General features: G+C 62.5%; 22 protein-coding genes. 10 read left to right on the top strand and 12 right to left on the bottom strand.

Going from position 1 to position 24,467, the window contains the following annotated elements:
• The first annotated feature begins 214 nt into the window (after positions 1-214).
• The 4 genes from BMX94_RS00230 to BMX94_RS00245 are packed head-to-tail and all read left to right on the top strand — an operon-like array spanning position 215 to position 4,846.
• The gene (locus BMX94_RS00230; RefSeq protein WP_177171268.1) at positions 215-994 is read left to right on the top strand and encodes an HAD family hydrolase; all 780 of its coding nucleotides are present in this window, start codon (positions 215-217) and stop codon (positions 992-994) included.
• 41 nt (positions 995-1,035) lie between these two features.
• Entirely contained in the window at positions 1,036-3,090 is a 2,055-nt protein-coding gene (locus BMX94_RS00235) for an oxidoreductase (RefSeq protein WP_091002295.1), read from the top strand.
• Between the two features lie 35 nt (positions 3,091-3,125).
• Positions 3,126-4,397 carry an aconitase X gene (locus tag BMX94_RS00240; protein WP_091002296.1) on the top strand — a complete coding sequence of 424 codons (1,272 nt, stop codon included), beginning with the start codon at positions 3,126-3,128 and terminating at the stop codon, positions 4,395-4,397.
• Entirely contained in the window at positions 4,397-4,846 is a 450-nt protein-coding gene (locus tag BMX94_RS00245; RefSeq protein WP_091002297.1) for an aconitase X swivel domain-containing protein, read from the top strand. Before BMX94_RS00240 ends, BMX94_RS00245 begins: the two co-directional genes overlap by 1 nt.
• A 132-nt stretch (positions 4,847-4,978) precedes the next feature.
• On the opposite strand, the gene BMX94_RS00250 is transcribed toward BMX94_RS00245, so the two are convergent.
• A complete protein-coding gene (locus tag BMX94_RS00250) occupies positions 4,979-6,607 on the bottom strand; it encodes a RecQ family ATP-dependent DNA helicase (RefSeq protein ID WP_091002298.1) in 1,629 nt (542 codons plus the stop codon).
• An 84-nt stretch (positions 6,608-6,691) separates the two neighbouring features.
• Here BMX94_RS00250 and BMX94_RS00255 point away from each other — a divergent pair, with 84 nt between their 5' ends.
• On the top strand, positions 6,692-8,104 hold the full coding sequence (locus BMX94_RS00255) for an MATE family efflux transporter (protein ID WP_091002299.1): 1,413 nt from the start codon (positions 6,692-6,694) through the stop codon (positions 8,102-8,104).
• A 22-nt stretch (positions 8,105-8,126) separates the two neighbouring features.
• Here the strand turns inward: BMX94_RS00255 and BMX94_RS00260 are convergent, their stop codons facing one another.
• Together BMX94_RS00260 and BMX94_RS00265 are read right to left on the bottom strand one after the other, a co-directional pair.
• On the bottom strand, positions 8,127-9,374 hold the full coding sequence (locus tag BMX94_RS00260; RefSeq protein ID WP_091002300.1) for a hypothetical protein: 1,248 nt from the start codon (positions 9,372-9,374) through the stop codon (positions 8,127-8,129).
• Between the two features lies 1 nt (position 9,375).
• Positions 9,376-10,767 carry a PTS transporter subunit EIIC gene (locus tag BMX94_RS00265; RefSeq protein WP_177171269.1) on the bottom strand — a complete coding sequence of 464 codons (1,392 nt, stop codon included), beginning with the start codon at positions 10,765-10,767 and terminating at the stop codon, positions 9,376-9,378.
• Positions 10,768-11,015: 248 nt separating this feature from the next.
• Between BMX94_RS00265 and BMX94_RS00270 the strand changes: the two genes are divergently transcribed.
• A complete protein-coding gene (locus BMX94_RS00270) occupies positions 11,016-12,218 on the top strand; it encodes an alanyl-tRNA editing protein (RefSeq protein WP_091002302.1) in 1,203 nt (400 codons plus the stop codon).
• A 189-nt stretch (positions 12,219-12,407) separates the two neighbouring features.
• Entirely contained in the window at positions 12,408-12,713 is a 306-nt protein-coding gene (locus tag BMX94_RS00275) for a (2Fe-2S)-binding protein (protein WP_091002303.1), read from the top strand.
• Between the two features lie 113 nt (positions 12,714-12,826).
• Here BMX94_RS00275 and BMX94_RS00280 read toward each other — a convergent pair whose 3' ends face one another.
• From BMX94_RS00280 to hypB, 3 genes are read right to left on the bottom strand one after another with little or no spacing between them, the layout of a single operon-like run.
• Positions 12,827-13,171 carry a hydrogenase maturation nickel metallochaperone HypA gene (locus BMX94_RS00280; protein ID WP_091002304.1) on the bottom strand — a complete coding sequence of 115 codons (345 nt, stop codon included), beginning with the start codon at positions 13,169-13,171 and terminating at the stop codon, positions 12,827-12,829.
• Positions 13,172-16,078 (bottom strand): FAD-dependent oxidoreductase, encoded by a 2,907-nt coding sequence (locus tag BMX94_RS00285; RefSeq protein ID WP_091002305.1) that lies wholly within the window; start codon positions 16,076-16,078, stop codon positions 13,172-13,174.
• A 3-nt stretch (positions 16,079-16,081) separates the two neighbouring features.
• A complete protein-coding gene (hypB, locus tag BMX94_RS00290) occupies positions 16,082-16,753 on the bottom strand; it encodes a hydrogenase nickel incorporation protein HypB (protein ID WP_091002306.1) in 672 nt (223 codons plus the stop codon).
• Between the two features lie 269 nt (positions 16,754-17,022).
• Between hypB and BMX94_RS00295 the strand changes: the two genes are divergently transcribed.
• Positions 17,023-17,541, top strand: coding sequence for an HD domain-containing protein (locus BMX94_RS00295; protein ID WP_218138427.1), 519 nt, complete (start codon positions 17,023-17,025; stop codon positions 17,539-17,541).
• Positions 17,542-17,558: 17 nt separating this feature from the next.
• Here the strand turns inward: BMX94_RS00295 and BMX94_RS00300 are convergent, their stop codons facing one another.
• The 3 genes from BMX94_RS00300 to BMX94_RS00310 all read right to left on the bottom strand — a co-directional run bounded on the left by BMX94_RS00300 (position 17,559) and on the right by BMX94_RS00310 (position 19,465).
• Positions 17,559-18,275, bottom strand: coding sequence for a C39 family peptidase (locus tag BMX94_RS00300; RefSeq protein ID WP_177171270.1), 717 nt, complete (start codon positions 18,273-18,275; stop codon positions 17,559-17,561).
• 102 nt (positions 18,276-18,377) lie between these two features.
• A complete protein-coding gene (locus BMX94_RS00305) occupies positions 18,378-18,875 on the bottom strand; it encodes an acyl-CoA thioesterase (RefSeq protein WP_091002308.1) in 498 nt (165 codons plus the stop codon).
• 8 nt (positions 18,876-18,883) lie between these two features.
• Entirely contained in the window at positions 18,884-19,465 is a 582-nt protein-coding gene (locus tag BMX94_RS00310) for a cysteine hydrolase family protein (protein ID WP_091002309.1), read from the bottom strand.
• Positions 19,466-19,577: 112 nt separating this feature from the next.
• Between BMX94_RS00310 and BMX94_RS00315 the strand changes: the two genes are divergently transcribed.
• Positions 19,578-19,778 carry a hypothetical protein gene (locus tag BMX94_RS00315; protein ID WP_091002843.1) on the top strand — a complete coding sequence of 67 codons (201 nt, stop codon included), beginning with the start codon at positions 19,578-19,580 and terminating at the stop codon, positions 19,776-19,778.
• Between the two features lie 966 nt (positions 19,779-20,744).
• Positions 20,745-21,098, top strand: coding sequence for a hypothetical protein (locus BMX94_RS00325; protein WP_091002311.1), 354 nt, complete (start codon positions 20,745-20,747; stop codon positions 21,096-21,098).
• Between the two features lie 205 nt (positions 21,099-21,303).
• On the opposite strand, the gene BMX94_RS00330 is transcribed toward BMX94_RS00325, so the two are convergent.
• Genes BMX94_RS00330 through BMX94_RS00340 form a run of 3 tightly spaced genes read right to left on the bottom strand, consistent with a single transcriptional unit; the run spans position 21,304 to position 24,423 of the window.
• Positions 21,304-21,666: a DUF1667 domain-containing protein gene (locus tag BMX94_RS00330; RefSeq protein WP_091002312.1), complete on the bottom strand. Its 363-nt coding sequence runs from the start codon at positions 21,664-21,666 to the stop codon at positions 21,304-21,306.
• A gap of 1 nt (position 21,667) precedes the next feature.
• On the bottom strand, positions 21,668-22,942 hold the full coding sequence (locus tag BMX94_RS00335) for an NAD(P)/FAD-dependent oxidoreductase (protein ID WP_091002313.1): 1,275 nt from the start codon (positions 22,940-22,942) through the stop codon (positions 21,668-21,670).
• Complete coding sequence (locus BMX94_RS00340; RefSeq protein WP_091002314.1) at positions 22,939-24,423, bottom strand: NAD(P)/FAD-dependent oxidoreductase; 1,485 nt, start codon at positions 24,421-24,423, stop codon at positions 22,939-22,941. The genes BMX94_RS00335 and BMX94_RS00340 overlap by 4 nt, the downstream gene beginning before the upstream one ends.
• Positions 24,424-24,467 lie beyond the last annotated feature (44 nt).

Genomic DNA, 24,467 nt, shown 5'->3' on the forward strand with positions numbered 1-24,467 from the left:
CGGTTTCCCGACTGCAGGCCGCCACGGGGCGTCGAACAGTCGGCTCATGTTTCACCATGATAGCTGGCCGATGACGCGTGTTTTCATCCGTTACGTTTTGATAACCTAGGCCACAGGTGGGATTTAGGGGCGCTCTTTCCCATCCTAATGAATGGCTCGCGCTTGCCGGCTGCTGATAGACTTGTGGCAGCGGATTCGAGCTAGGGGGCAATCCATGGGACAGGCGGCGGCACGCGTGAAGGCAGGGACCCTCGCAGGCGTCGACGTGGTCTTCTTCGACATCGACGACACCCTGTACGACCAGGCAAGGCCCTTTGCCTATGCGGTTCGGCGCGTCTGCGGGGACATCCCCGGTGCAAGCGATGTCGCGCTCTACGATGCGAGCCGCACGCACAGCGGTCCCATCTTTGCGGCCTTCTCGGCAGGTCGCACGCCCACTAGGGAGGAATACGCCCTCCGCATACAGCAGACGCTTGCGGACTTTGGCGTCGCAATCGACTACAGAACCGCCGTGGAGGCCCAGCGCGTCTACGCCGACGAGTCGGGCGTGGCCATGTCGCTCTCCCCTGCCATGGCATCCTGCCTGGACGCATGCCGGGAGCGTGCCCACCTGGGCGTGGGCGTCATCTCGAATGGCCGCGCGGCGCTTCAGGCGGAGAAGCTTAGCATTCTCGGCATCCAGCACTGGGTTGACCCTGGTGCGGTATTTGTCTCCCAGGCGATAGGGCTGGCAAAGCCGGACCCTGCGCTCTTCCGGTATGCCTGCAGTCACCTTGGCACGGAGCCCGCGCGCTGCGTCTATGTGGGCGACGCCTGGGACACAGACATCGTTGGGGCACATGCTGCTGGCATGCCATGCGTGTGGCTCAACAGACGCAGCCGAGCTCGGCCGCAGAACGCGAAGGGGGTCTCGCCTACCTGGGAGGTCCGCTCGGAGGAGGGGCTCTTGGCACTTCTCAGAAGCGATGCCTTCTGGCAGACGGGTCAGGCGTGACGAGCACTATGATGGGCACACGCTAAGAGAGAGGGCAGGATATGGATTCAAGGCTTGAACCACTGTTCACTCCGTGGAGCATCGGGGGATGCGAGATAAAGAACCGCATCGTCATGACGTCCATGGGCGGTACCAACATCTTTGGGTGGATGGAGCGAAATCACTTCGACCGCGATGGGGCCCGCTTCCTCATGGAGCGCGCGCAGAACAACGTGGGGTTGCTCCTCCCCGGCTGCCAGCCCGTCTACAACCCCATCGGGGGGCAGTGGCTCGACAAGAACCGCACCATGTACGAGGAGCTCAAGCCCTTCATGGAGCAGCTGCACTCCACGGGCGCAAAGATGTTCGTGCAGCTCACCGCTGGCTTTGGCCGCAGCTTCACCGTTTCAGACTCAATGGAGGAGCTCTATACCAACCCGCTCCTGCGGGCGCTGTCGCGGCCGTTTCTGGACCTTGACAAGATCTGTGCCACGGCTTCGCCCTCGCCCAACCGCTGGTCAGACAAGGTGCCTTCCCGCGAGATGACCACGGGCGAGATAGACCGCCTGGTAGAGGCGTTTGCCACCTGCGCCAAGATGCTGCGCGACGCCGGCGTGGACGGCGTCGAGGTGCACGCCGTCCACGAGGGATACCTTCTCGACCAGTTCACGCTCCCCTACGTGAACCACCGCAGCGACATCTACGGCGGCTCGCGCGAGAACCGCTACCGATTCCCGGTGCGCATCGTCCATGCCATCCACGACGCCGCGGGCGAGGACTTCCCCGTGTCCCTTCGCTACTCGGTGGTCAGCCGCACCAAGGGCTTCCGCGAGGGGGCGCTGCCCGGCGAGGACTACGTCGAGGTGGGTCGCACCATGGAGGAGTCCGAGTGGGCTGCACGCTACCTCACCGACCAGGGCTATGCGATGCTCAACTGCGACAACGGCACCTACGATGCCTGGTACTGGGCCCACCCGCCCATCTACATGCCCGAGAACTGCAACCTCGCGGACGTTGAGCATATCAAGGGCTTCGTGGACGTTCCCGTGGTCTGCGCCGGCCGCATGGACCCCTACGTGGGTGCGCAAGCCGTGGCCGAGGGCAAGCTCGACGCGGTGGGCTTTGCTCGCCAGTTCCTGGCCGACGGCGAGTGGGTCACGAAGCTGGCCGAGGGGCGCGAGAAGGACATTCGCCCCTGCATCTGCTGCCATAACGGCTGCTTCAACATGTGCCACTACAAGGGTCACGCCAACACCCAGACGCTCGAGGACTCGCTGCACCTCTCGCGCTGTGCCGTGAACCCCGAGACCATGCAGTACGAGAAGCACCACATTCGCCCAACCACCACGCCGCGGCGCGTCGCCGTGGTGGGCGGCGGCATTGGCGGCATGGAGGCAGCCCGCGTGCTCGCGCTCCGCGGCCACTGGCCTGTGATCTACGAGCAGTCTGACCACCTGGGTGGCGTCTTCCGCGAGGCCGCTTCCGCGAGCTTCAAGGGAAAGCTCCGCGACCTTCTCGCCTGGTACGAGCGACAGATGAAGGAGCTGGGCGTCGAGATCCACTACAACCGCGAGGTCATTGACGTCCAGGAGCTCGACGAGGATTACGCCATCGTCGCCACCGGCGCCACGCCAAAGCGGCTGCCGGTGCAGGGCTTCGAGCGCGCGCTGGACGCCCTCGACTATCTCGACGGCGCCGACGTGGGCCAGCGCGTGGCGGTCATCGGCGGCGGCCTCACCGGCTGCGAGGTGGCGCTCGAGCTCTACCTCTCGGGCAAGTCGCCCATCATCGTAGAGATGAAGGATGATCTGGTGGCCCAGGACGGGGTGTGTCTCGCCAACTCCAGCTATCTGCGCGAATTCTTTGCGTGGAAGAAGGTGCCGGTCTATCTGGAGACCACGGTGCGCGCCATTGGCGAGGGTTGGGTGCAGGTCTCGCACAAGGACGGCACGCTGGAGCGAATTGCTTGCGACTCGGTGGTGAGCGCGGTGGGCTACACGCCCGACCCCATCTCGGAGCCAGAAGGCCGCCATGTGCAGCTTGTTGGCGATTGCGCCGGCGTGGGCAACCTTCGTTCGGTCATCTGGCGCGCCTACGAGGCTGCGTCGCGCGTCTAGCAATGGGGGAACACGAGAAGGAGGGAGGCCAGCCCATGGAGCTGACCCAGGAGGAGCGTGACATCCTCGACGGCAAGCGCGGAGAGACGCTTGCCAAGGTGATGAGGACGCTCGTTGAGTACGGAGAGGCATTTGGCGCCACTCGCATGGTCAAGGTGACGGCACCGGGACACCTGGTGACGAGCTTTGGCATCTCGATTCTCGACGCGAACTTTCGCCTAATGGACGAGCTAATCAAGGCGGGCCTCAAGACCAAGGAGCCCTTCACCGTGGACCCGCGACCCATCGATAACGCGGACGTCCCGGCAAGCCTGGTCCAGAAGATCGTGGGTGCGGTCACCTACAGCAAGCAGGACTCCTACGAGCGGCAGCTCCGAGCCGTGGGTCTCAAGGACGACAACGCCTTCACCTGCGCCTGCTACCTGCCCGAGGTTGGCAACGAGCCCAAGCGTGGCGACATTCTCAGCTGGGCCGAATCCTCGGCGGTGGTATACGCGAACTCCGTCCTTGGTGCGCGCTGCAACAGGAACAGCGGCTTCATCGACCTCTTTGGCAACATCGTGGGCGAGGTCCCGGAGTTTGGCTTCCTCACCGACGAGGGCCGCAAGGCCACGTGGGTCGTGGACGTGGAGTGCACCGAGAAGCCCCAGGCGCAGGTGCTGGGCTCGGCCATTGGCATGAAAGTCATGGACGAGGTTCCCTACATCCGTGGCCTCGACCAGTGGCTTGGCGGAACGCTCGACAATGCGAGCAAGGCTTACCTCAAGGACATGGGTGCTGCCACTGCGTCAAACGGTGCCGTGGGGCTCTACCACGTGGCGGGGATCACGCCCGAGGCCGCAGAGCTCGGAGAATCTCTGGTGGCAGATGGCGCCAAGCACTACGTGATCGATGACGCCGAGCTCGAGCGCGTGAAGGCGAGCTACCCCAACATCTGGAAGAAGTCCGACGCCCGCCCCCGCCTGGCGTTCATCGGCTGCCCGCACTGCTCGCTTGACCAGCTCAAGGACTGGGCGCACCGCATTCCGGAGGCGCTTGCCCGCGAGGGGCGCACGCGCGTGGCGGTGCCCACGGTTGTCTCGAGCGCTCCTGACGTGCTTGCCGCCTTCGACGGCACGCCCGAGAAGCGCAAGCTCCTGGCGACGGGCGCCAAGCTCACCTACATCTGCCCGCTCATGTACATGGACAATCCCGCCACGGACCTGCCGGTGGTGACCTGCTCCAACAAACTTCGCACGTATACGAGCGCTCGCTACTTTGACGAGGACGACCTGCTCCGCATCATCGCGAGGGGAAGGATCGACTAATGGCTGAGAAGACCTTCAGGGGGCGCCCCGTCGTCGCCGGCACGGTGAGCGCGAAGGCGCTCGTAAGCCACAGCGGCTTCAACACCCTGGCAAGCTACCAGCAGCCGCTCATCCTGAAGAATGTGAAGGCGCCCTGCTCTGACCAGAACAACCCCGACCTCTACAAGAAGCCGCTGCAGGGGGCGGCGATCTGCCTGCCGCAGACCATAGGTTCAACGACAGGCGGCATGGTCCTCATGTGCGCATGCGACATGGGTGCGGGTCCGGCGTGCATGCTCTTCTCGAAGGCGATTGACCCCCTGGCGGCGGCAGGAGCCATTCTCGCGAAAAACTGGACCGAGCACCCGTTTGTCGTTGTCGACCAACTTGGAGACGAGTTTCTCGACTACGTGCGCGACGGCATGGACGTGAGCGTGGCAGAGGACGGCACCGTTACCGTAGCCGAGTAGCTGGTGGCATTGAGACGGTGGCCCTTGTGACGGTTGCCCCTGTGGCGCACGATTGGCGCCACAGGGGCAGTTTCGGCAGCGACCTCGTACGAAACCCGCGCTGTGGCGTCAACCGCTGGCAGCGCTGCTTCCCTATCGGTTGATCTCGCTGAGAAATACCGCCCCATAGCGTTCGAGCTTTGTCTTGCCAACACCGGAGACGCTGAGCAGTTCTTCCGCAGTTGTAGGCCTGCGCCGCACCATGGCGCGAAGCGTGGCGTCCGAGAAGACCACGTACGGCGGAACGCGGGAGGCGTTCGCCAACTGCTTGCGCAGAGCACGCAGCCGTTGGAACAAGCGCTCGTCCTCATCGGTGACCTCGGTCTCGCTGGGGAGCTCGCGTGTCCTGTATCTGCCTGAGACCGATTCCGTGCCCGAGCCGCCAAAGACCCGGCGGGGCCTGTTGGACCGGAGGTACTCCTCCGCCGAGCTCCCCAGACAGACCGAACAACCGCCACATCCAGCACTCCCCGACTCCGCCCCAAGCGATGACGCGTCCTGGCCAAAGTAGCGAAGCACACGCGCACGCAGGCACGAGTCGCTCATCGCGTAGCCAATCATCGACGAGAGGAGACGGTTTCTGTTGCTGAGCAGGGCGTTTCTCTCCTCCTGCGAGGTCTCGGGAGGGAACTCGGCGTTGTCGATGAAGAAGTGGCAGGTTCGTATGTCCCCCCGACTCCAGAGCAGGTAGCACTCCGCTGGCTCGCCGTCGCGGCCGGCGCGGCCCGCCTCCTGGTAGTACTCCTCGAGTGAGAGCGGCAGTCCGCAATTGACAACAAAGCGCACGTCAGATTTGTCAATTCCCATTCCAAACGCGTTAGTTGCGACCATGACGCGCACCTCGTCACGCACGAACGCCTCCTGCGAAGCGGCACGCTCGCCGTTCTCCATGCCCGCGTGGTAACTCGCCGCGGTAATCCCCGCCTCGCGCAGGGTCTCGGCAAGCTCATCAACCTTCTTGCGCGTGGTTGCGTACACAATGCCAGACCAGCTTGGATGCGCCGCGAGGTAGCCAAGCAGCCAGCGTGTGCGTTCCTTGGGCGTGAGCTCGAACGAGGACAGCCGCAGGTTGGGCCTGTCAAAGCCGTTCACCTGGACTATAGGGTCACGAAGATCGAGCAAGTGCGATACGTCCTGCCGCACGCGAGCCGTGGCGGTTGCCGTAAGAGCGCAGACAACGGGTCGGCGAGGTAGCTGGCTGACAAACGCCGGAATTCCCCGATAGGCGGGGCGGAAGTCCTGGCCCCACTGGCTTACGCAGTGTGCCTCGTCAACGGCGATCAGCGGAACGTGAACCTGCTGCACAAAGGAAACAAAGCGCTGGTCAGCAAGGCGTTCTGGCGCAACGTACATGATGTCGTACCACCCGGCGATTGCCCGCGCCATCACGACCTCCTGCTGGCGCGGGGTAAGCGTCGAGTTGAGGTAGGAGCCCCTGATGCCAGCGTCCTTGAGAGACCGCACCTGGTCGCCCATGAGTGAGATGAGCGGAGAGACCACCAGCGTGAGGCCACCGAGAAGGACGGCGGGTATCTGGTAGCAGACGGACTTGCCGGCACCCGTGGGCATCACGGCAAGGGCATCGCGACCAGAGAGAATGGCTGAGATGACCTCGGCCTGCCCTGGCCGGAAGGAGTCGTAGCCAAAGTAGGTGCTCAGGGCCTTGCGGGCATCATCAAGTGTGAGACCCTGTGTTCCAGCGACGTTCTCGCCTGCCGCCATCTCCCCCCATCCTTCTATGTCTACTTGAAGATAATGCCGTTCGCCGGCAATATCAAACCGCCTGCAGGTACTACGATACAACGCATGAGTAGACAAGAAGACACAGCAACGACAAAGTATCGGCAGATGACCGAGGAGCCCATACGGCCCCTCATCCTCTCCCTTGCCGCCCCGTCTATCGTCTCGAACCTCGTGACCAGTGTCTACAACCTCTGTGACACCTTCTTTGTAGGGTCGCTCGGGACTTCGGCCGAGGGAGCCATCGGAATCTCGTTCGTAGTCATGACCGCCATCCAGGCCGTTGGCTTTGGCATGGGCCAGGGCACCGGCAATGCCATCTCGCGATACCTGGGGGCGAGGGAGCGGGAGCGCGCCTGCATTATGGCGACCAACGGCCTTGTGACGACGCTTCTTCTCGGCACGCTCATCGCCATCCTAGGCAACGTCTTCATCGAGCTGATCTGTCTGGTGGCAGGCTCGACGAGTACGATTCTCCCCTACGCCAAGACCTTCGTAGGCATCATCCTCCTCGGCGCACCCTTCATGTGCAGCTCGCTTATGCTCAACATGCAGCTGCGCTTCGAGGGCGAGGCGCTCCACTCGATGATAGCCATCATGACGGGCGCGCTCATCAACATCGCGTTGGAGCCGCTTCTCATCTATGGAGCTGGTCTAGGCATTGCCGGCAGCGCCATCTCCACGGTGATTTGTCAGTTCATCAGCTTTTGTATTCTCGTCTGGCAGATCCAGCGCGTGGGGATAACCCCGCTCTCTCCAAAGTGGCTGAGAAGGCCCACCCGCGCCATGGTCACCAAGATCGTGAACGGAGGCCTCCCCTCCTTCGTGCGTCAGTGCATGCTCGGGGTGGCGACGACGCTTCTGAACGAGGCGGCACGGCCCTTTGGCGATGCGGCCATCGCGGCGCTCGCGATTGTGCAGCGGATTGCGAGCATAGGCAACTACGTGCAGATCGGCATTGGCCAGGGATTCCAGCCCGTGATTGGCTACAACTACGGGGCAAAGCTCTACGAGCGCATTCGTGCGGGGTACCGATTCTCCGTGCGCACGGCGTTCACTGCCGTGGCGCTTCTCGGAGTCGTGACGTTCGCACTCGCCCCGCAGCTCGTGGGGCTCTTCTCGAGCGATTCTGAAGTCCTGGAGATAGGCACGCTCGCCCTGCGCGTGGAGAGCTTTACGCTTCCCCTCACGGGAACGGCGATGATCACCAACTTCCTGCTTCAGACAACGGGTCGCATGTGGCGTGCTACCATCCTGGGCGCCTGCAGGCTCGGACTGGTGCTAGGCCCCGTGGTCCTGGTGCTGCCTCCCCTCCTGGGGCTTCTCGGCGTTCAGCTCGCCCAGCCAGTGACCGACGTCATCACGTTCCTGGTCACGATTCCCATGGCGTGGTCGATTCTCCACGAGCTTGCGGCGGAGGAGCGCCAGGTCCAGCAGGCGCCCATGGGGGCCGAGACAGCTCAGCGCCAACCGCTATAGACTGCAGAGTCAAGGTGCATAACTAGCCCGAGATTACCGTTGCCATTCGCGAGAACCACTCGTCTGCCGCGCCCTTGGGAAAGACGGTGATGTAGCTCTCGAAATACCTGCCAAACTCCGTGCGGTCGACGGCATAGCCGAGGTAGCCGTCTGCGTAGCCACACACGAGGACAGGCACCGTCGAGGCGTTTCTCAACTGCTCCCCAAACGCAAACACGACCTCGGCGGGAACAAACACGAACCTTATGCTGCTCAGGTTGACCAGCGTTGCAGCGGAGTCAATGCGAATGCGAGGAATAGCGAGCTTGGCCTCGACTATGCCCAACATCTGGCGAAGGTCGTCCTCGCGTGCGGCGATGCCCGATGCCTCGGCGGCGCCCGGATCTGCGAGAAGCCCGGCGAGGAAGCGCTTCGCCGAGAGAAGCGTCTCGTCCTCTGCTGGCACGTAGTCCAGATGAACGGGAACCTCGCTCGTTCCGCAGAGACTCAACGCGACCTCGTCGAGAGTTGACGTCGAGAAGCGCCGGGCCATCTCGAGTCCGATGCGCTCGACCTCGTCGAAGCCCTCTCCACGGCGTGTGTACCGCGTGCTCGAGTCTCCGGCATCACCTACGAGAACAACTGCGTGGGCGCCGACAAGCGCCTCGTACCTCTCGCGCAGCACACCAACGTAGTCCGTCGAGAGCAGGTGGTTCTCGCCATGGAGCACCGTTGGGTGGCAGGCCACATGGAGAATGTCTATGCGCCGTCCGGTGCGGCCGGCAGTGAAGCTGAGCACAGTCCCCGTTGTGTCGCAGCCGGCATCAACGCCATTTCGATTCGTGAACAGGCCAGAGAGGTCGCAGGTGCCAAGCCATGCAGTTGCGTCCTCCTGCCCGGTCAGCTGCGTCATGCACTTCTCGGCACAGGAAGCCATTGCCTCGATAAGCGACTCAATGAAAGCTGGGTCTGGTGGGCAGCCTGGGTCTGCGAGCTTACTCACCTTTGGCCCCGCGTGGGTGTGGATTGCGGCAACGTGCACGGCCTCTTTGGGAAGAGCGGCGCGCAGGGAAATCGCCTGACGAGCCCTTTCGGCAAGCGAAGGCTCCAGGAAGAAGACATCCGCCACGCAGAGACAGAGCGCCCTGCGACTCTCGTCCTCCCCGTCGGAGAGAATGACGCAGCGCACGCCAATGGGGTCGTGCACACCAGTGGCGGTTCTCCTGCCGTAGCCGTCCATGGCGCAGGGAACGGCAGGAGTAACGTCTTGCTGGGCGAAGGCAACCCTCATGCTACGCGGCCTTCTCAGTCGTTGGCTCCGTCGCGCGTTCGGGTTCGTCACCCTTGCTCTCGAAGCCAAGTATCAATACGAGCACGAGCGCAACAGCAAAGCTCACCGCCGCCTCCGCGAGGAACCAACCAATAGGTGCAAACGAGGCAAGCGTGAAGACGTTCACCAGGAAGTTGAAGACGATGAGCTGGACGTTGCCAAGGCCGCCTACGGCGCCGCCAACAGCACCGGCCACGACAACCATCGGTATGAGCTTTCGGTACCGCATGATAACGCCATAGATCAGGGGCTCGTTCACACCCGAGAGGATTCCGGAGATGAGGTAGGAGCCCACAAGCGTCTTGAAGCCCTTGTCCTTGGTGCGCAGGAAGACGCCAAAGCTAACGCCCAGGCATGCAAAGACGCTGGCGGCAGCGAGGGCAAAGATGGGATCCCCGCCATTGGCGTTGAGGTTTGCCATGATGATGGGGATGATTGCCCAGTGAACGCCAAAGATGACGAGAAGGCCCCAGAACGCCCCCATCACGACGCCGGCAACGACCATGTTTGCAGTCACGAGATAGTTGATTGCCGCGCCGGCCCCATTTGCCACGGTGTTGCCGATGGGACCAAGCACGAGCACCGTGAGGGGGACCATCACGGCGAGGTCAATTGCGGGGACGAGGAAGCTTCGCAGGTTCTTGGCCATGTGGGCGTTGAGGAAGCGCTCAAGGAAGCTCGTGACCCACACGGCGAGCAGGCTGGGCACGATGGTCGACGAGTAGTCAATGGCAACGATGGGAATCGAGAAGAAGCTCTTGGGGTCTCCGGTCTGCAGTCCCGTGAAGTTGGGCTCGAGAAGAGCCGCGCCGATGATAGCTCCTACGAGAGGGGTCACGCCAAGCTTCTTCGCAGCGTAGTAGCCCACGAAGATTGGCAGGAAATAGAAGATTGCATGCCCGGCGGCATACCAGACGGCAAACTGCCCGCTGTCCGAAGGGCAGACTCCCACGCCCGCAAGGATGATGAGCACGGCGGTGAGAATGCCGGCTCCGGCGAACACCGGCAGAAGCGGCGTGAGCGCACCGGAAATGTAGTCGAAGACCCTCGCCATCACGGTGCGGTGCTCCTTCTCGGCAGGCACCGCCTTCGCTGTAATGGAGGTGGAGCTGCTGAGGAGAGACTCGAGGGGCGCGTACACGGACTCGACGGCAGGCCCGATTACGACCTGGACCTGCCCGCCCTTCTCGACGACGCCCAGGACGCCATCCATGGCATCCAGCTTGTCGGCGTCTGCCTTCTGGGTATCCTTCAACGTGAAGCGGAGCCTGCTCGCGCAGTGAGTCACCGCCTCGACGTTGTCCGAACCGCCAACAAGGTCAAGGATTCCCTGTGCAAGCTGCTTCTCATCCATCTGTGCCTCCGAGCGAGATCCATCCGTTCCCAAGTGACACCCCATGCTAACGCTATTGGCAAGATGGGGTCCAAAGGAACCAACTATGTAACGAGAATCGCCGTGGAGCGGTGCGCCGCCATTTGTTGCCAGTGCCTCTCTCTTTTGAGTAGAGTCTCTTTGCTCGCGGACCGCAGACCAAGGGGTGCGCCTATCATGGGCGGCTGAGAGAAACCGCACAGAGCACAGGCCAACGGAGGAAGCCGGTCATGGAAACCTTTGACGAGCTGTATTACAGGGAACCCTATGCGCGGGAATTCGACGCGAGAGTCACGTCATGCACTGCCGCAGACGAAGGGTTCGCGATCGAGCTTGACCAGACGGCATTCTACCCAACAGGTGGCGGCCAGCCCGGTGACCGCGGTACGCTGACGGTCGGCTCCGGCGAGGACGCACTCGTAGTAAGCGTGCGCGAGGCCATACCTGGTAAAGGCACCGGCGAGGTCATCCACCTCGTTGACGCCACCCTTCCCGTTGGCGCATCTGTCCACGGCTCGCTCGATTGGACGTGGCGACGCGACAACATGGAGGCCCACACCGGCGAGCACATCATCTCGGGCATCGTGCACGCGCTTTTTGGCTACAACAACGTGGGCTTTCACATGGGTGAACGGTGCATCGAGGTGGACTTCGACGGAGTCCTCACGCCCGAGGATGTCCTCGACGTCGAGCGCCGTGCCAACGCCGCCGTGCGCGAGGACGTGCGGGTGGAGGCCCTTCTCCCCTCGCCAGACGAGCTTGCCTCGCTCGACTATCGCAGCAAGAAGGACCACGAGGGACAGATTCGCGTGGTGAGAATCGCTGGCGTCGACTCCTGCGCCTGCTGCGGGACACACGTATCCTCGACGGGACAGGTGGGTCTCATCAAGATCTTGCGACTGACCACCAAGAAGAAGCGGACCCGCCTGGAGCTGCTCTGCGGTCGGCGCGCGCTTGAGGCGTGCGAGAAGGCCATGCAGAGCCTGCGCGAGACAAGCAACTTCCTCACGGTGGGAGACGAGGAGGTCCCCGAGGCCGTGCGACGCCTCTCTGCCGAGAAGGACGAGCTAAAGCACCAGCTGAAGCAGGCTGGTCACGCGCAGATCGAGCAGTTTGTGGCAACGCTAGCCCCGAAGGATTCGCTCGCCGTGTGCTGCCTTCCGGGTCTTGACGTCGAAGACCTTCGCTACCTGTGCGAGTGCGTCCTCGAGCGCACGCCCGCCACGGTATGCGCCGGTATCTCGCCCGTTGAGGGTGATGACTCTCGCCTTGCGTACGTGATGGCCTCCTCTGGCGCGGATCTTAGGGCCGCGTGCAAGGAGCTCAACGCTCGGCTCGGTGGCCGGGGTGGAGGAAAGCCGCAGATGGTCCAGGGTAGCTGGGCAACCACGCTCGAAGTCGCGGAGTCCGCCATTCGCGAAATCTTAGGTTAGCGAACACGCCTGCGAGAATCTCTCTCCTACTGTGTGAACGCGATTGTCGGGCTTGCCTTGCAAGCCATCAGGGACCATTTAGGCATGTGCCACTTTTGTGGCATATGTCATTGACTGGATACCATAAGCCTAGGCCCGCTTTGGGGCAAACCCCGCATTCCATATCAAACGTTATTCAAGGAGAGATTTATGTACGCAGGTTATCACGAGCACCATGGGCATGGTGGACACCGTGGACACCATCACGGCGGATATCATCACGAGTACGGTTACCATCGCGATTTCGAGGGAGGAGAAGCCCAGGCTGACTCGGGTTCGGCACTTGTCTGCCCGTGCGTCGGCGTGACCAGGCAAGATATCGAACAGGCGGTCGCGAACGGCGCAAAGACGCTCGAGGACGTGGAGAACGCAACCGGGGCGGGAACACGCTGCGGGCGCTGCACGGGTGCGGTAGAGGCATGTCTCAACGAGGTGCTCGCCGCGCAGGCCTCGTAAGAGAAGCCGCGCCGAGAGGAACGAATACCAGCTTTCAGATACTGGCTGTCACCGTTCTCTTGAGGTGCGATACAAGAAGGCGGCCCCGGCTTCACGACCGGGGCCGCCTTTCTCTATACGGCCTGGATGTCCTTGACCATCACGTCCCGCCCGGTTACGAGGTAGGTGTTGTGACCCCCACAGATGGGACAGGCCTTCCCGTACTCTGTGGTGCGGTACGTCTTCTTGCAGTCACGGCAGTACGAGATGCCGGCGACAATGATCATGTTGAGCTCGCACTCCCGCATATACTCCGTGCGGAGCTTTGCCCACTCGAAGCAGTCGCGGAAGTAGCTGGGCACGATGGTGCTGACCTCACCCACCTCGAGGTCAACGCGCACCACCTTACTCACATCGTTCTTGCGCGCGGCTTCCTCCACCATGTCGATCACGTGCACGACAATGCCAAGCTCGTGCATTTACGCGTTCTCCTCGCGCGACTCGTCGCTCGAGTTGCCCGTGAACGGGTGCGTGCGGTTGAACTCCTTGTGGGTGCGGTTGTACTCGCGGCGCTTCTCGCGCATGAGCTTGGCCTCCTCGGAACCGGAGTTCGCCACGATCTTGGCCGCACGCTTGATCGCATAGCTCGCAAGGCCGGAGACCTTGTCCTCCGCCATGCGCATGTCGGTCATCTCGGGGTGGTCGCGGTAGAGGTGGATGGCGTCGAACTTGCAACGCGTGGTGCAGATGCCGCAGCCTATGCACTTATTGGGGTCGACCACGGAGGCACCGCAGCTGAGGCAGCGCTTTGTCTCGATGGCCACCTGCTCGGCCGTGAGCGTGCGGTGCGTGTCGCGGAAGCGGTCGGTGCCCTCGGGGTCCATGCCCTCCTCCTGGCGCCCTGCGTTGTCGTAGGACTCGATGAGAAGGTCGTCCTTGTCGAACTCGAGGTAGTTGTGGCGGTCACGACCAATGGTCATGCTCGCGCCATCCTGGACGCGGCGATGCAGCGACTCGGCCGCATAGTGGCCGGCAGCGATGGCGTCGATCACGAACTTGGGGCCAGTGAGGACGTCGCCACCCACAAAGATGTCGGGATCAGCGGTCTGGAACGTGAGGGCGTCTGCCTGGGGGTAGTTGCCGTGATGGAACGTCACCGAGCGGCCGTCGAGAAGCCCTCCCCACTCGATGGCCTGGCCAATGGCAAAGACCACCTGGGTGCAAGGAACGGTGATCGTCTCGTCCTCGTTGTAGAGCGGCGAGAAGCGCTTGGTCTTGGGATCGATGACCTGCGTGCAGCGCTTGAAGACAACACCCCTCACGTGGCCGGACTCGTCGGTGAGAACCTCCTTGGGGCCCCAGCCGTTCTGGACCGTGACGCCGTCTTCGAGGGTCTCGGCAATCTCGGCGTTAGTGGCAGGCATCTCGTCACGCTGCTCAAGCGAGACCATCGTCACGGTCGTGGCACCGCGGCGCTTGGCGTTTCTCGCGCAGTCAACTGCCACGTTGCCGCCACCAACAACTACAACGTCACCGTCCAAGGCGGGGTTGCCCTTGGCCATGGAGTCCTGAAGATAGTGCACGGCAATGTCGGTGCCGTTGGCGGTGTCGCCGGGGACGCCCGGACGCCTGCCGCCCTGGCAGCCAACTGCCACGAAGAAGGCCTTAAAGCCCTGCTCGCGCAGCTGGTCGAGCGTCACGTCACGACCAACCTCGACGCCGCAGCGAATCTCGACGCCCAGGCTCTTGATGATCTCGACCTCGGCAAGCAGCACGTCCTTCTCGAGCTTATAGGACGGGATGCCGTACATCATCATGCCGCCGGGCTGCTCGTGCTTCTCGAACACGACGGGAGAGTAGCCGAGAAGTGCCAGGTAGTACGCGCAGGAGAGGCCTGCCGGACCGGCACCGATGATGGCGATCTTCTGGTCGAAGTGGTCGTGGACGGAGGGAACCGCGCGGTTGGGCAGGGCGTGCTCGGCCTGCGCGAGGTCATAGTCGGCGACGAACTTCTTAACCGCATCGATGGAGACGGGCTGGTCGATGGTGCCGCGCGTGCAGGCGTCCTCGCAGCGCTTGTTGCAGATGCGGCCGCATACGGCGGGGAACGGGTTCATGGTGCGAATGAGCTCGACGGCCTCCTGGTACTTGCCCTCCTTGGCCTTCTGGAGGTAGGCCTGCACGGGTACGTGTGCGGGACAGGCGGCCTTGCAGGGGGCAGAGCCGGTGGGCCAGGTGTTGTGCATGCGCGCGGTGTCGCGGTACTTCTCGTCCCAGGCGTACTTGCCCCAGTGGATGGCATCGGGAAGAATGGCGCGCGGGTACTTGGGCTGCTCACCGTTTGCGCGGCAGAGCTTCTGGCCCAGCTTGACGGCGCCGGCGGGGCAGGACTCGACGCACAGGCCGCAGGCAACGCAGTTCTCGGGCGTGACCTTGGCAGTGTATGAGCTGCGCGACATGTTGGGCGTGTTGAAGAGCATGCTCGTTCGCAGGGCGTTGCAGATCTTCACGTCGCAGTTGCAGATGTCGAAGATCTTGTTCTCACCGTCGATGTTGGTGATCTGGTGCACAAAGCCGTTGTCCTCGGCGCGCTTGAGAATCTCGAGCGCTTCCTCGGTTGTGATGTAGTGGGCGCGGTGGGTCTCAACCGTGTAGTCAGCCATGTCGCCAACCTGGATGCACCAATCATCCGGGTCATCTGCGCAACCCTCGCCGAGTTTGGTGCGCGAGTAGCGGCAGGAGCAGATGCCAGCGGAGATGTGACCCTCGTACTTCTTGAGCCAGTACGAGATGCGCTCGAGCTTGACGGCCTCGTTCTGGAAGTTGACGGCCTCCTCAACGGGAATCACGTGCATGCCAATGCCATCGCCGCCAGGCGGGACCATCTGGGTAATACCGGCAAGCGGAATGAAGGTCATGCGCTCGAAGAAATTGGCGACCGCAGGGTTCTTGTCAATGCGGTCCTTACTCGAGTTGAAGAGCTCTGCGGAGCCGGGGACAAAGTAGGGCAGGCGCCAGCGCTTGACGCGGGGTGCGTCGGCGATGGGGCCGTCGTCGTTGTAGTGGTCTCCGTAGTCGTACTCGATGATGCCGATGACGCTCATCTGGTCGAGAAGCTCCTGCAGGTGCGCAGGTTCGATCTCAGGCGCAAGAGCCATCATCTGGTCGAAGTCATAGAACTGGCGGAGCTTCATGCGGTTGGCAAGGTCGACCATCTCGTCAGAGAGGACCTCCTTGAGACCCCAGTACTCCGGGTCGTCGGTCTTGATGCCACCGATCTTGTGCTTCACGACATCCGTGATCTTGCGCCCGAGCTTGGCCACGGCGGCGTTGCGCTCGGCTTCGTTCTGATAGATCGAGCGGGGCTGTTCAAACTGTTCCGGCATCTCTTACGCCCTCCAGAGGTCGATTTGCTGGCGAACCCAATCGGCGAGCTGGTCCATGCCCTCGCCCGTCTTGGCCGATATCTTGATGAGCTGGCAGGTGGGGTTGCGCTGCCGCAGGTAGCCCACAAAGGTATCGAGGTCAAAGTCAAAGTACGGCAGAACATCAATCTTGTTGAGAAGGACGACGTCGGCCTTCTCGAACATGAGGGGGTACTTAAGGGGCTTGTCGTCGCCCTCGGGAACCGAGAGGATGACCGCGTTCCTTGAGGCGCCCGTGTCAAACTCGGCGGGGCACACGAGGTTGCCAACGTTCTCAAGGAAGACCAGGTCAAGCCCCGTAGCATCGAGGGAATCGATGCCCGTGCGCGTCATACCTGCATCCAGGTGGCACATGCCGCCCGTATGGAGCTGAATTGCGCGCGCTCCCGTCTGGGAGATGATGTGGTCGGCGTCAACGGCACCGTCGATATCGGCCTCCATCACGCCAATGCGGTAGGTGTCCTTAAGAAGGTTGATGAGACGCGTGAGCGTGGTTGTCTTGCCCGAGCCCGGCGAGCTCATGACGTTGAGGAGAAACTGCCCGCGAGACTTAAGATCCTCTCGCACGCGGTCTGCCGCGGCGTCATTGTCGGCAAAGACGCTCTCTTTGAGCTCGATTACCTTGACTTCCTCCATGCGCTTCCTCTCCAGTGCGCTCTGTTCATGCACGGCAGACGCCCCCACAGCCCCTTACTGTGAGGGTAGGCCTTATGAGATGCTTCAACCGTGCCGTGCCATCTATATCACACATGGACATATCCTATCAGGTGTGGGGCGGGCATTCGACCACCAACGGCAAACGTTTCGCTTCTGATGCGAGGTGTCATCGAGGGCACATGGTGTGGCACCCGGGCCGTAAGATGCGAGCGACACAGCTCTTCGACCAAACCAGAAAGGCTTGGCACATGACCATGAACCCTCCAGACCACACTGCCCTCGAGCTTGCCATGTTCGACTACGACAAGGGAGACCCCCGGCGCATCCAGCACTTTGTGAAGGTGCACGCGCTGGCACGGACCATAGGCATAGCAGAGGGCTTTGACGAGAAGACCCTCCATACCCTGGAGGCGGCCGCCATCGTCCATGACAGCGGCATCCACGAGTCGGAGCGCCTCTACCACGACACGTCCGGCAAGCACCAGGAGGAGCTGGGGCCCGGCGTCGCACGACCCCTGCTCGAGGCCGCCGGCTATGAGCCAGGCGAGGTGGACCGCGTGTGCTGGCTCGTGGCGCACCACCACAGCTATGCAGACATCCACGACATGGACCTGCAGGTACTGGTCGAGGCGGACTTCTTGGTGAACATCTACGAAGACGCAATGGAGAGGCCCGATGCCCGACGCCGCATGGCCGAGTCCGCCGCACGGAAGGTATTCAAGACGAAGACCGGCCTCGCGCTGCTCAAAGACCAGTTCCTCTCGTAGTACCAAGAGCTAACAAGCTAGGCCACCGAGAAGCTCCAGACGGCGTTCGCCTGCGCACAGATGGTCGAGAGGTCCCAGTGCCACAGGCTCCGGTCACGACTGTTGGAGTCATGCACAATTGCCTTGCCGTCCGCGTCGAGCCCCTCGAGGGCAATAAAGTGCCCTACCTGGGTGAACGTGCCTGGAGCCATGACGCATATCACGGGGTGGCCGGCCTCAAGTTCTTCGGCGATGGCCTCGGGAGTGTTGGCAACTGACGTGCTGGCAAGCCCGAGCTTCTCCGCCCCCTGTGACATGAGAAGCCAGGAAGAGCCGTCCCCGTCCGTGGAGTAGCCGTTCTGGGTGCTGAAGGCCGCCATCTCGGTCGGACCGTAGGTCGTGTCTCCCGTGAGGTCGATGTAGACCATCGAGAGCGCCGTGGGGCCGCACCCCTGCTTTTCGAGGGTCCCATTGCTATAGGGGAAGTCCCTGTACTGGGGGTCGATCTGATAGAGGTAGGGCATCGAGCCTTGGCGCCACTCTTCTTTGGGCGTCGACTGCGGCGCCTGCACGACGGGTACGACCTCCTCGTCATACGCTATGGCCCGCTGCGTGCCCGTAGCGTTGAGAACGACCTCAGCGTCCTCTTCCGGCGACGAGCCATCGCTCACGAATACGGGCACGATCGCGCCTGCGGCGACAGCTAGGCATGCGATTGCGACGAGAAGGACGTTGCGGCGTGGAAGGCGCCACACGCGGCGCAAGCACCCACGTGCAGGACGTATGGACCTTCTCCTGGTTTGAGGACGGTAGTGCTCATCCCCTGGTTGCATGGTTGTCAGAACCCCTCCGCTGAATTAGAACCCCTCTGCGGCACGGGTCTTGCGAAAGATGATCCGCTTGAGCGCGTCATCGTTCTCGCGACGCTCCTCGTCCGTCTCAAACGTGAGGCCGTACTCGATGGGTATGGGCGTGCCGTCGTCGTCGACGTAGACCTCGGTGAGATAGGCAACGTTGATCAGACGACGCTCCCCGGTGTGGACGTCCTCGGCGTAGGAGTCGACGCGCACCTCCATTGAGGTGTGGCCGATGTGGGTGACCGCAGCGACAATGACAACGACATCATTGAGGTATGCCGGATGCTTGAAGGTGAGCTGGTCAACGCAGGCAGTGGTGACGTTGCCGCCGCAATGCCTCCTGGCGGCAATGCCTGCGGTCTCGTCAATCCACTCCATGAGGCGACCGCCAAAGAGCCTGTTGGCGCCATTTATGTCCTCGTAGCGAATGGACTTGATGGACTCGGTGAGGGAGTCCGAGACGGTCTTGTTGCCCTTGGGGTAGGTTGTCTCCGCCATGTGTCCCCCTAGCTGCGCGCGGTGGCATTATCGAGGGCGGTGATGACCTGCTCGGTCGTAGAAAGCTTAGTTCCAAAGCAGCGCTGCATGTGCTCGAGCGCACCCTCCTGGGTGCCTACGAGGAAGGTCCGCGTGGCATCGGTGACGACAACGGAGTCATAGCCGAGGTTCCAGGCATCGGCAAGCGTATGCAGGACGCAGATGTTCGTGTCCTCCCCTACCGCTATGACGGTCTTCACGCCAAGCTCCCGCAGGGTGAGGTCGAGGTCCGTCTGGAAGAATCCCGAGTAGCGGCGCTTGGGGATCACAAAGTCACGAGGACCGCTGCCCGCCTCGAGGGCAGGGTGCGGATGGGCCTTGCCCTTCACGCCGTGCTCTCCCCAGAGCGCAAGCTCCCGGTCAACGCCGGGGATGTGCTGGTCGCAGAGGAAGAACACGGGCATGCCGGCTCTTCTCGCAGCTTTTGTGACCTGCACGGCCTTGGCAACAAGCGCCTCCTCCTGGGGGTCGTGGTTATACAGCGAGTCGGACGAGTCCGTCACGAGAATGTCAACAACGAGCAAGGCAGTAGAGGCTGCGTCGATGGTCATGATGTCCTCCGGTTTCCATTGGGGTACGTGCACATGGTACCCTTTGGGCGGAGGCCGAGACGTCCTACACGGGACGGGCACCATTTTGCAATGCGGGGAGGAGCGAGGTCACATGGGCAATGCGCCGCAGGTCGCAAGCTCGACCGAGGAGGAGAGGCGGACATATGTGCAGCAACGGTTCCCTTGCATTGCCGACTGCGACATGTGCGGGTTCTGTGCCTCATACCACGGCCGCGACCCCGAGACGGCCTATGCCGACTACATCGCTGGGCGCGCAGAGTTTATCGAGGTCTCCCTCAGGTACAGAAGGTAGCGGGGCGACACGCGACGTCCTTCTCGCCCCCACGGGCCCTACGCCCATGCCGGCCGCAGCATCCTTCTCACCCCTACGGTCCCTACGCCCAGAGAATATCGCTTTATCTCAAAAATGCTCAGGGCTATCTGGGCAAATGCGGCAGACGTTTAAGAGATAGCGATATTCTCCGGGCTTACGTGCCCGCTAATCTTCGGGCGTGCGCGCCGGGAATGCACATATGATCCAGCCTGTCGGTAATCTGTCACCAATCTAACCGTGAAAGAGGCTCTGAACTGTGCTTTTATGCGATATCCTCTCATCCACCCACGTCAAGGGGGAGCTGAGATGGGTGAAGAGACAAGGCGGTCGTGCGATGCAAACCTTGAAGTGTCAGAGAATAGAGGCCTGTGCGCAGTCCCAAAGAGTGATGCGGAACTCAACCGCTTTTCCTATCTCAAAGGCAAAGGAGAGCTGGTCAGCCCTTACCCGGGACTCTTTGCAAGCGCCGACGTGTGGGAGCGCCTTCTTCCTAGCCAACGTGCCCGGCGCGTGATGCGCACGCTCGGTCGCATCCATGCCGATTGGCTGTTCGTGGGACCGTCCGCTGCAATCGTCCACGACCTCGCGATACCCCCATCTGCAATGTGGCCACTTTGCATCGCGAAGGTGGGCTCGGGAACGTGTAAGGGCACTTCCCTTACGAGAAGGACGCGCGTCCAGGCATGTGAGGTGGTTGTTCTCGACGGCATGCGTGTCACCACCATCGACCAAACGGCAGTCGACTGTATGCGACAGCTGCCTTTTGCAGCAGCTCTTTCTGTAGCTGACTCGTATCTCCGGACGACGAATCAGACACGCGAGTGCCTCGAGGAATTGGTGAAGCCTGCGCGCATGGGTTAAGCCGGCATTCGAAACGCGCGCATCGTCGCCGCCCACGCCGATGGACGCGCAGAGAGTTGGGGCGAGTCCGAGGCGCGGGCGGCAATGCTCGAGCTGGGGTTTGCCCTTCCCGAACTCCAGGTCCCCTACCTCGACCTCATCACCGGGCAATGCTACCGCGCGGACTTCTCGTGGGACCTTGCCGATGCTGGCACGGTGATAGACGAGATGGACGGATTCTCCAAATACACTGACAAGACCATGAGCGGTGGCGACATGGTGGGGGCGTTCGTGCGAGAACGGCAGCGAGAGTCCAGGCTCACCATCGGCGGGCGAAGCGTGATGCGCTTCACCCCGGCACAGGTAGCAAGCAGGCAATACTTCGAGATCTTGCTCGAGAGCTACGGCATACCGCGAGCCAAGCCGCTCAGCGGTTGGAAGGAGCTTAGGAGCAGATAGGCTCCCTGTGCTCGGCACCGCCGACGAGACGCCAGCTGGCTCCCAGCCAACGGAGAATATCGCTTTCTCTTAATCAGCGGCTGCATTTGCCCAGTTGGCCTACTGAGAAATTGAGAAATAGCGATATTCTCCGTGCGAAGACAGTGGTCCGGGCCCGTTTGGGGCAGCAGGCCGGATCCGCGGCCATAGCTGCAGCGAGAAGTGCCTAGGCATCCTTGGTTGCCACGATGTCGACGCCGGTATCGGCAACGTTGGCGAGAATGACGTCGCCGATGTGAACAGGCGCGGTGGCCGTGACACCAGCAACCGCGCGTACCACGTCAAAGACGCGGTCCTTGGGCACGTCGCCTGCAGTCTTGACCGAGACCATCTTCTCCGTCGCCGAGCCAACAACCGGTACCGTGGTGGTGACCACGCGAACGGGATGGGTAACCTCGTCGCGGGCGTACTTGTCGCCGCGCATGCAGGAGTTTCCGGTGACCCCCGTGATGGTTCCGTCATCCGCCAGGGTTACGTTCACGGTGCAGCCTCGAGGGCAGCGTATGCAGGTAAGCGTCCTCGTCTCCATCCTATGCCTCCTCGAGTGTGACAACGATCTTCTCAAGTCCAGGCCTGGTGAGCAGGTCCTCGCGCTTAAGCGTGACGTCTTCCATCTCGCCGGGCACCAGGATGGGCCGCCGCTTGGCAATGACGCGCTCTCCTCCCAAATACACGCAGATTCGCTTGTCCTCGAAGACGCCGCCCACACGGAACCGGACCGTGAGCTTCTCGGGCATGCGCTTGGGGTCGATGGACTGCGGGACCGTATAACGCACGCCGCCCTCGGCAACAACGGGAATGCCCGGCTGCTCCTCGTGGGCCCCCTGTTTCGCGCAGGCATCCGCCCACTTGCCGGCCGCCGCTCCGGCAGCCGTTGCCTCCTGAGAGACGTAGTCCACCAAATCGTGCACGTGCAGAACGTTGCCGCAGGCAAAGATGCCAGGGACGCTTGTCTCGAGGCTCTCGTTGACAACCGGACCACGCGTCACGCGCGAAAGCTCAACGCCAGCCGCGCGCGAGAGCTCGTTCTCGGGCAGGAGTCCCACCGAGAGGAGCAGCGTGTCACAGGGGTAGCGCTTCTCGGTTCCTGCGATGGGATGACCCTTCTCGTCCACCTGGGCAATCCAAACTGCCTCCACGCGGCTCTTGCCCTCCACGCGCGTGACCGTGTGGGAGAGCAGGAGGGGGATGCCAAAGTCATCGAGGCACTGGACGATGTTTCTCTTGAGCCCTCCCGAGTAGGGCATGAGCTCCGCAACACACGCAACGTGCGCGCCCTCGAGCGTCATGCGTCGCGCCATGATGAGGCCAATGTCTCCGGAGCCCAAAATCACGACCTCGCGCCCGGGCATGAGCCCCTCGATGTTCACCAGGCGCTGGGCGGTGCCTGCGGTGTAGACGCCGGCTGGCCTGAACCCCGGGATGTTGAGCGCGCCTCTCGGCCGCTCGCGACAGCCCATCGCAAGAACAACGGCGCCGGCGGAAATGCGCTGCATGCCGAGCGCCTCGCTCACGCAGGTCACCACGCGATCTGGCGAGACGTCCAGGACCATGGTGTCGAGAAGGAATTCCACGCCCGCCTCGTGCGCAAGCTTTTCGTAGCGAGCAGCGTATTCGGGGCCGGTGAGCTCCTCGTTGAAGGTGATGAGACCAAAGCCGTTGTGAATGCACTGGTTGAGAATGCCGCCCAGCTTCTGGTCGCGCTCAATCACCAGGACCGAACGCTTGCCCTCGCCGCGAGCGGCCGTGGCAGCAGCGAGGCCCGCAGGACCGCCGCCGATGACAATGACGTCGTAGTCGCTCATGCGCGGGCCTCCTTGGTGATGGTGTCCTTCACGTGGCCCTCGATGAATGCAGAACCCGGCCCGGACTTGGTGACGTTTTCCATGGTGACCTCGGGAAGCTCGCGCGAGAGAATCTCCATGATCTTGGGCGTGCAGAAACCTGCCTGGCAGCGGCCCATGCAAGCACCCGTCCGACGCTTCACGCCGTCGAGCGACCTCGCGCCCACAGGCCGGTGAATGGCGTCGACGATCTGCGCCTCGGTCACGTGGCAGCAGCGACAGATGACCCTCCCGTAGAGTGGGTTCTCCTCGCAGAGCCTCCCCCACTCCTCAAAGGAAAGGTCGTTCAGGTTGGGGATGCCGCGACGCGTGTCCACAAACGTGCCTGCGGGCTTCTCGTCGAGCCCCAGGATGTCGCGCACGATGCCCGCGACCATGCGCCCGATGGCGGGGGACGCCGTGAGTCCCGGCGACTCGATGGCGGAGCAGTCAACAAAGCCCGGAGTCGAGGGATTCTCGCCAATAAGGAACTCGTGCTCGGCCCGGTGCGCCCGCAGGCCCGAGAAGGACGTGATGACCTCGCGGAGAGGAACGTCGGCTACCGTGATGCCGCACTTCTCGGCCACCTCGGCAAGACCCGCCGCCGTGGTGTCGGTGCCTTCCTTGTCCTGGATGTCCTCTGCGGTTGGTCCAACTATGAGGTTGCCGTGGATGGTTGGCGAGACGAGCACGCCCTTGCCCATCTTGGACGGAAGAGCAAAGACCACGTGGTGCACGTGATTTCCCGCGGTGGTGTCGAGCAGCATGTACTGGCCTCGGCGCGGAACGATCTTGAGCTTGTCCTCACAGACCATGTTGTGGATCTTGTCGGCATAGACGCCGGCGGCGTTCACCACGCAGCGGGCACCAATGCGGCCCTGCGGGGTCTCAAGGACAAAGCCTCCTTCGGGCCTACGCGACATGCCCGTCACGGGCGCGTTGAAGATGAACTCAACGCCGTTCTCGGCGGCATTCTCCGCAAGGGCCACGTTAAGCCCGAAGGGGTCGACAATACCCGCCGTGGGTGCCCAAAGCGCGCCAACGGCATTCTGGGAGATATTGGGCTCCATGGAGCGAAGTGTGTCTCGGTCTACAATCTGCAGGTTGGGCACGCCGTTTGCCACGCCGCGCGCAAAGAGCTCGCGCAGGCCGTCCATGTCGCGCTCGCTCGTGCACACGACGAGAGACCCGATGTTTCTAACCGTGAACTGCAGCTTCTCTGCGAGCTCGTACATGAGGGCATTGCCCTCGACATTGAGGCGCGCCATGAGCGAACCAGGCATCGCGTCATAGCCCGCATGCACTATGGCCGAGTTTGCCTTGGACGTACCACAGCAGACGTCATCCTCACGCTCGACCACGCAGACGCTTGCCGTTGTCTTTGCCAGCTCGCGTGCCGTGGCGCAACCGGAGACACCGGCTCCTATGACCACGACGTCGTACTGGCGTTCACTCTCCTGCATCGACCCCTCCTCGTTCCCGATGGGTGGACGTGGCGATGGATGGA

The sequence above is a fragment of the Olsenella sp. KH3B4 genome (assembly GCA_900111695.1).
In the GTDB taxonomy this organism is placed as follows: domain Bacteria; phylum Actinomycetota; class Coriobacteriia; order Coriobacteriales; family Atopobiaceae; genus Tractidigestivibacter.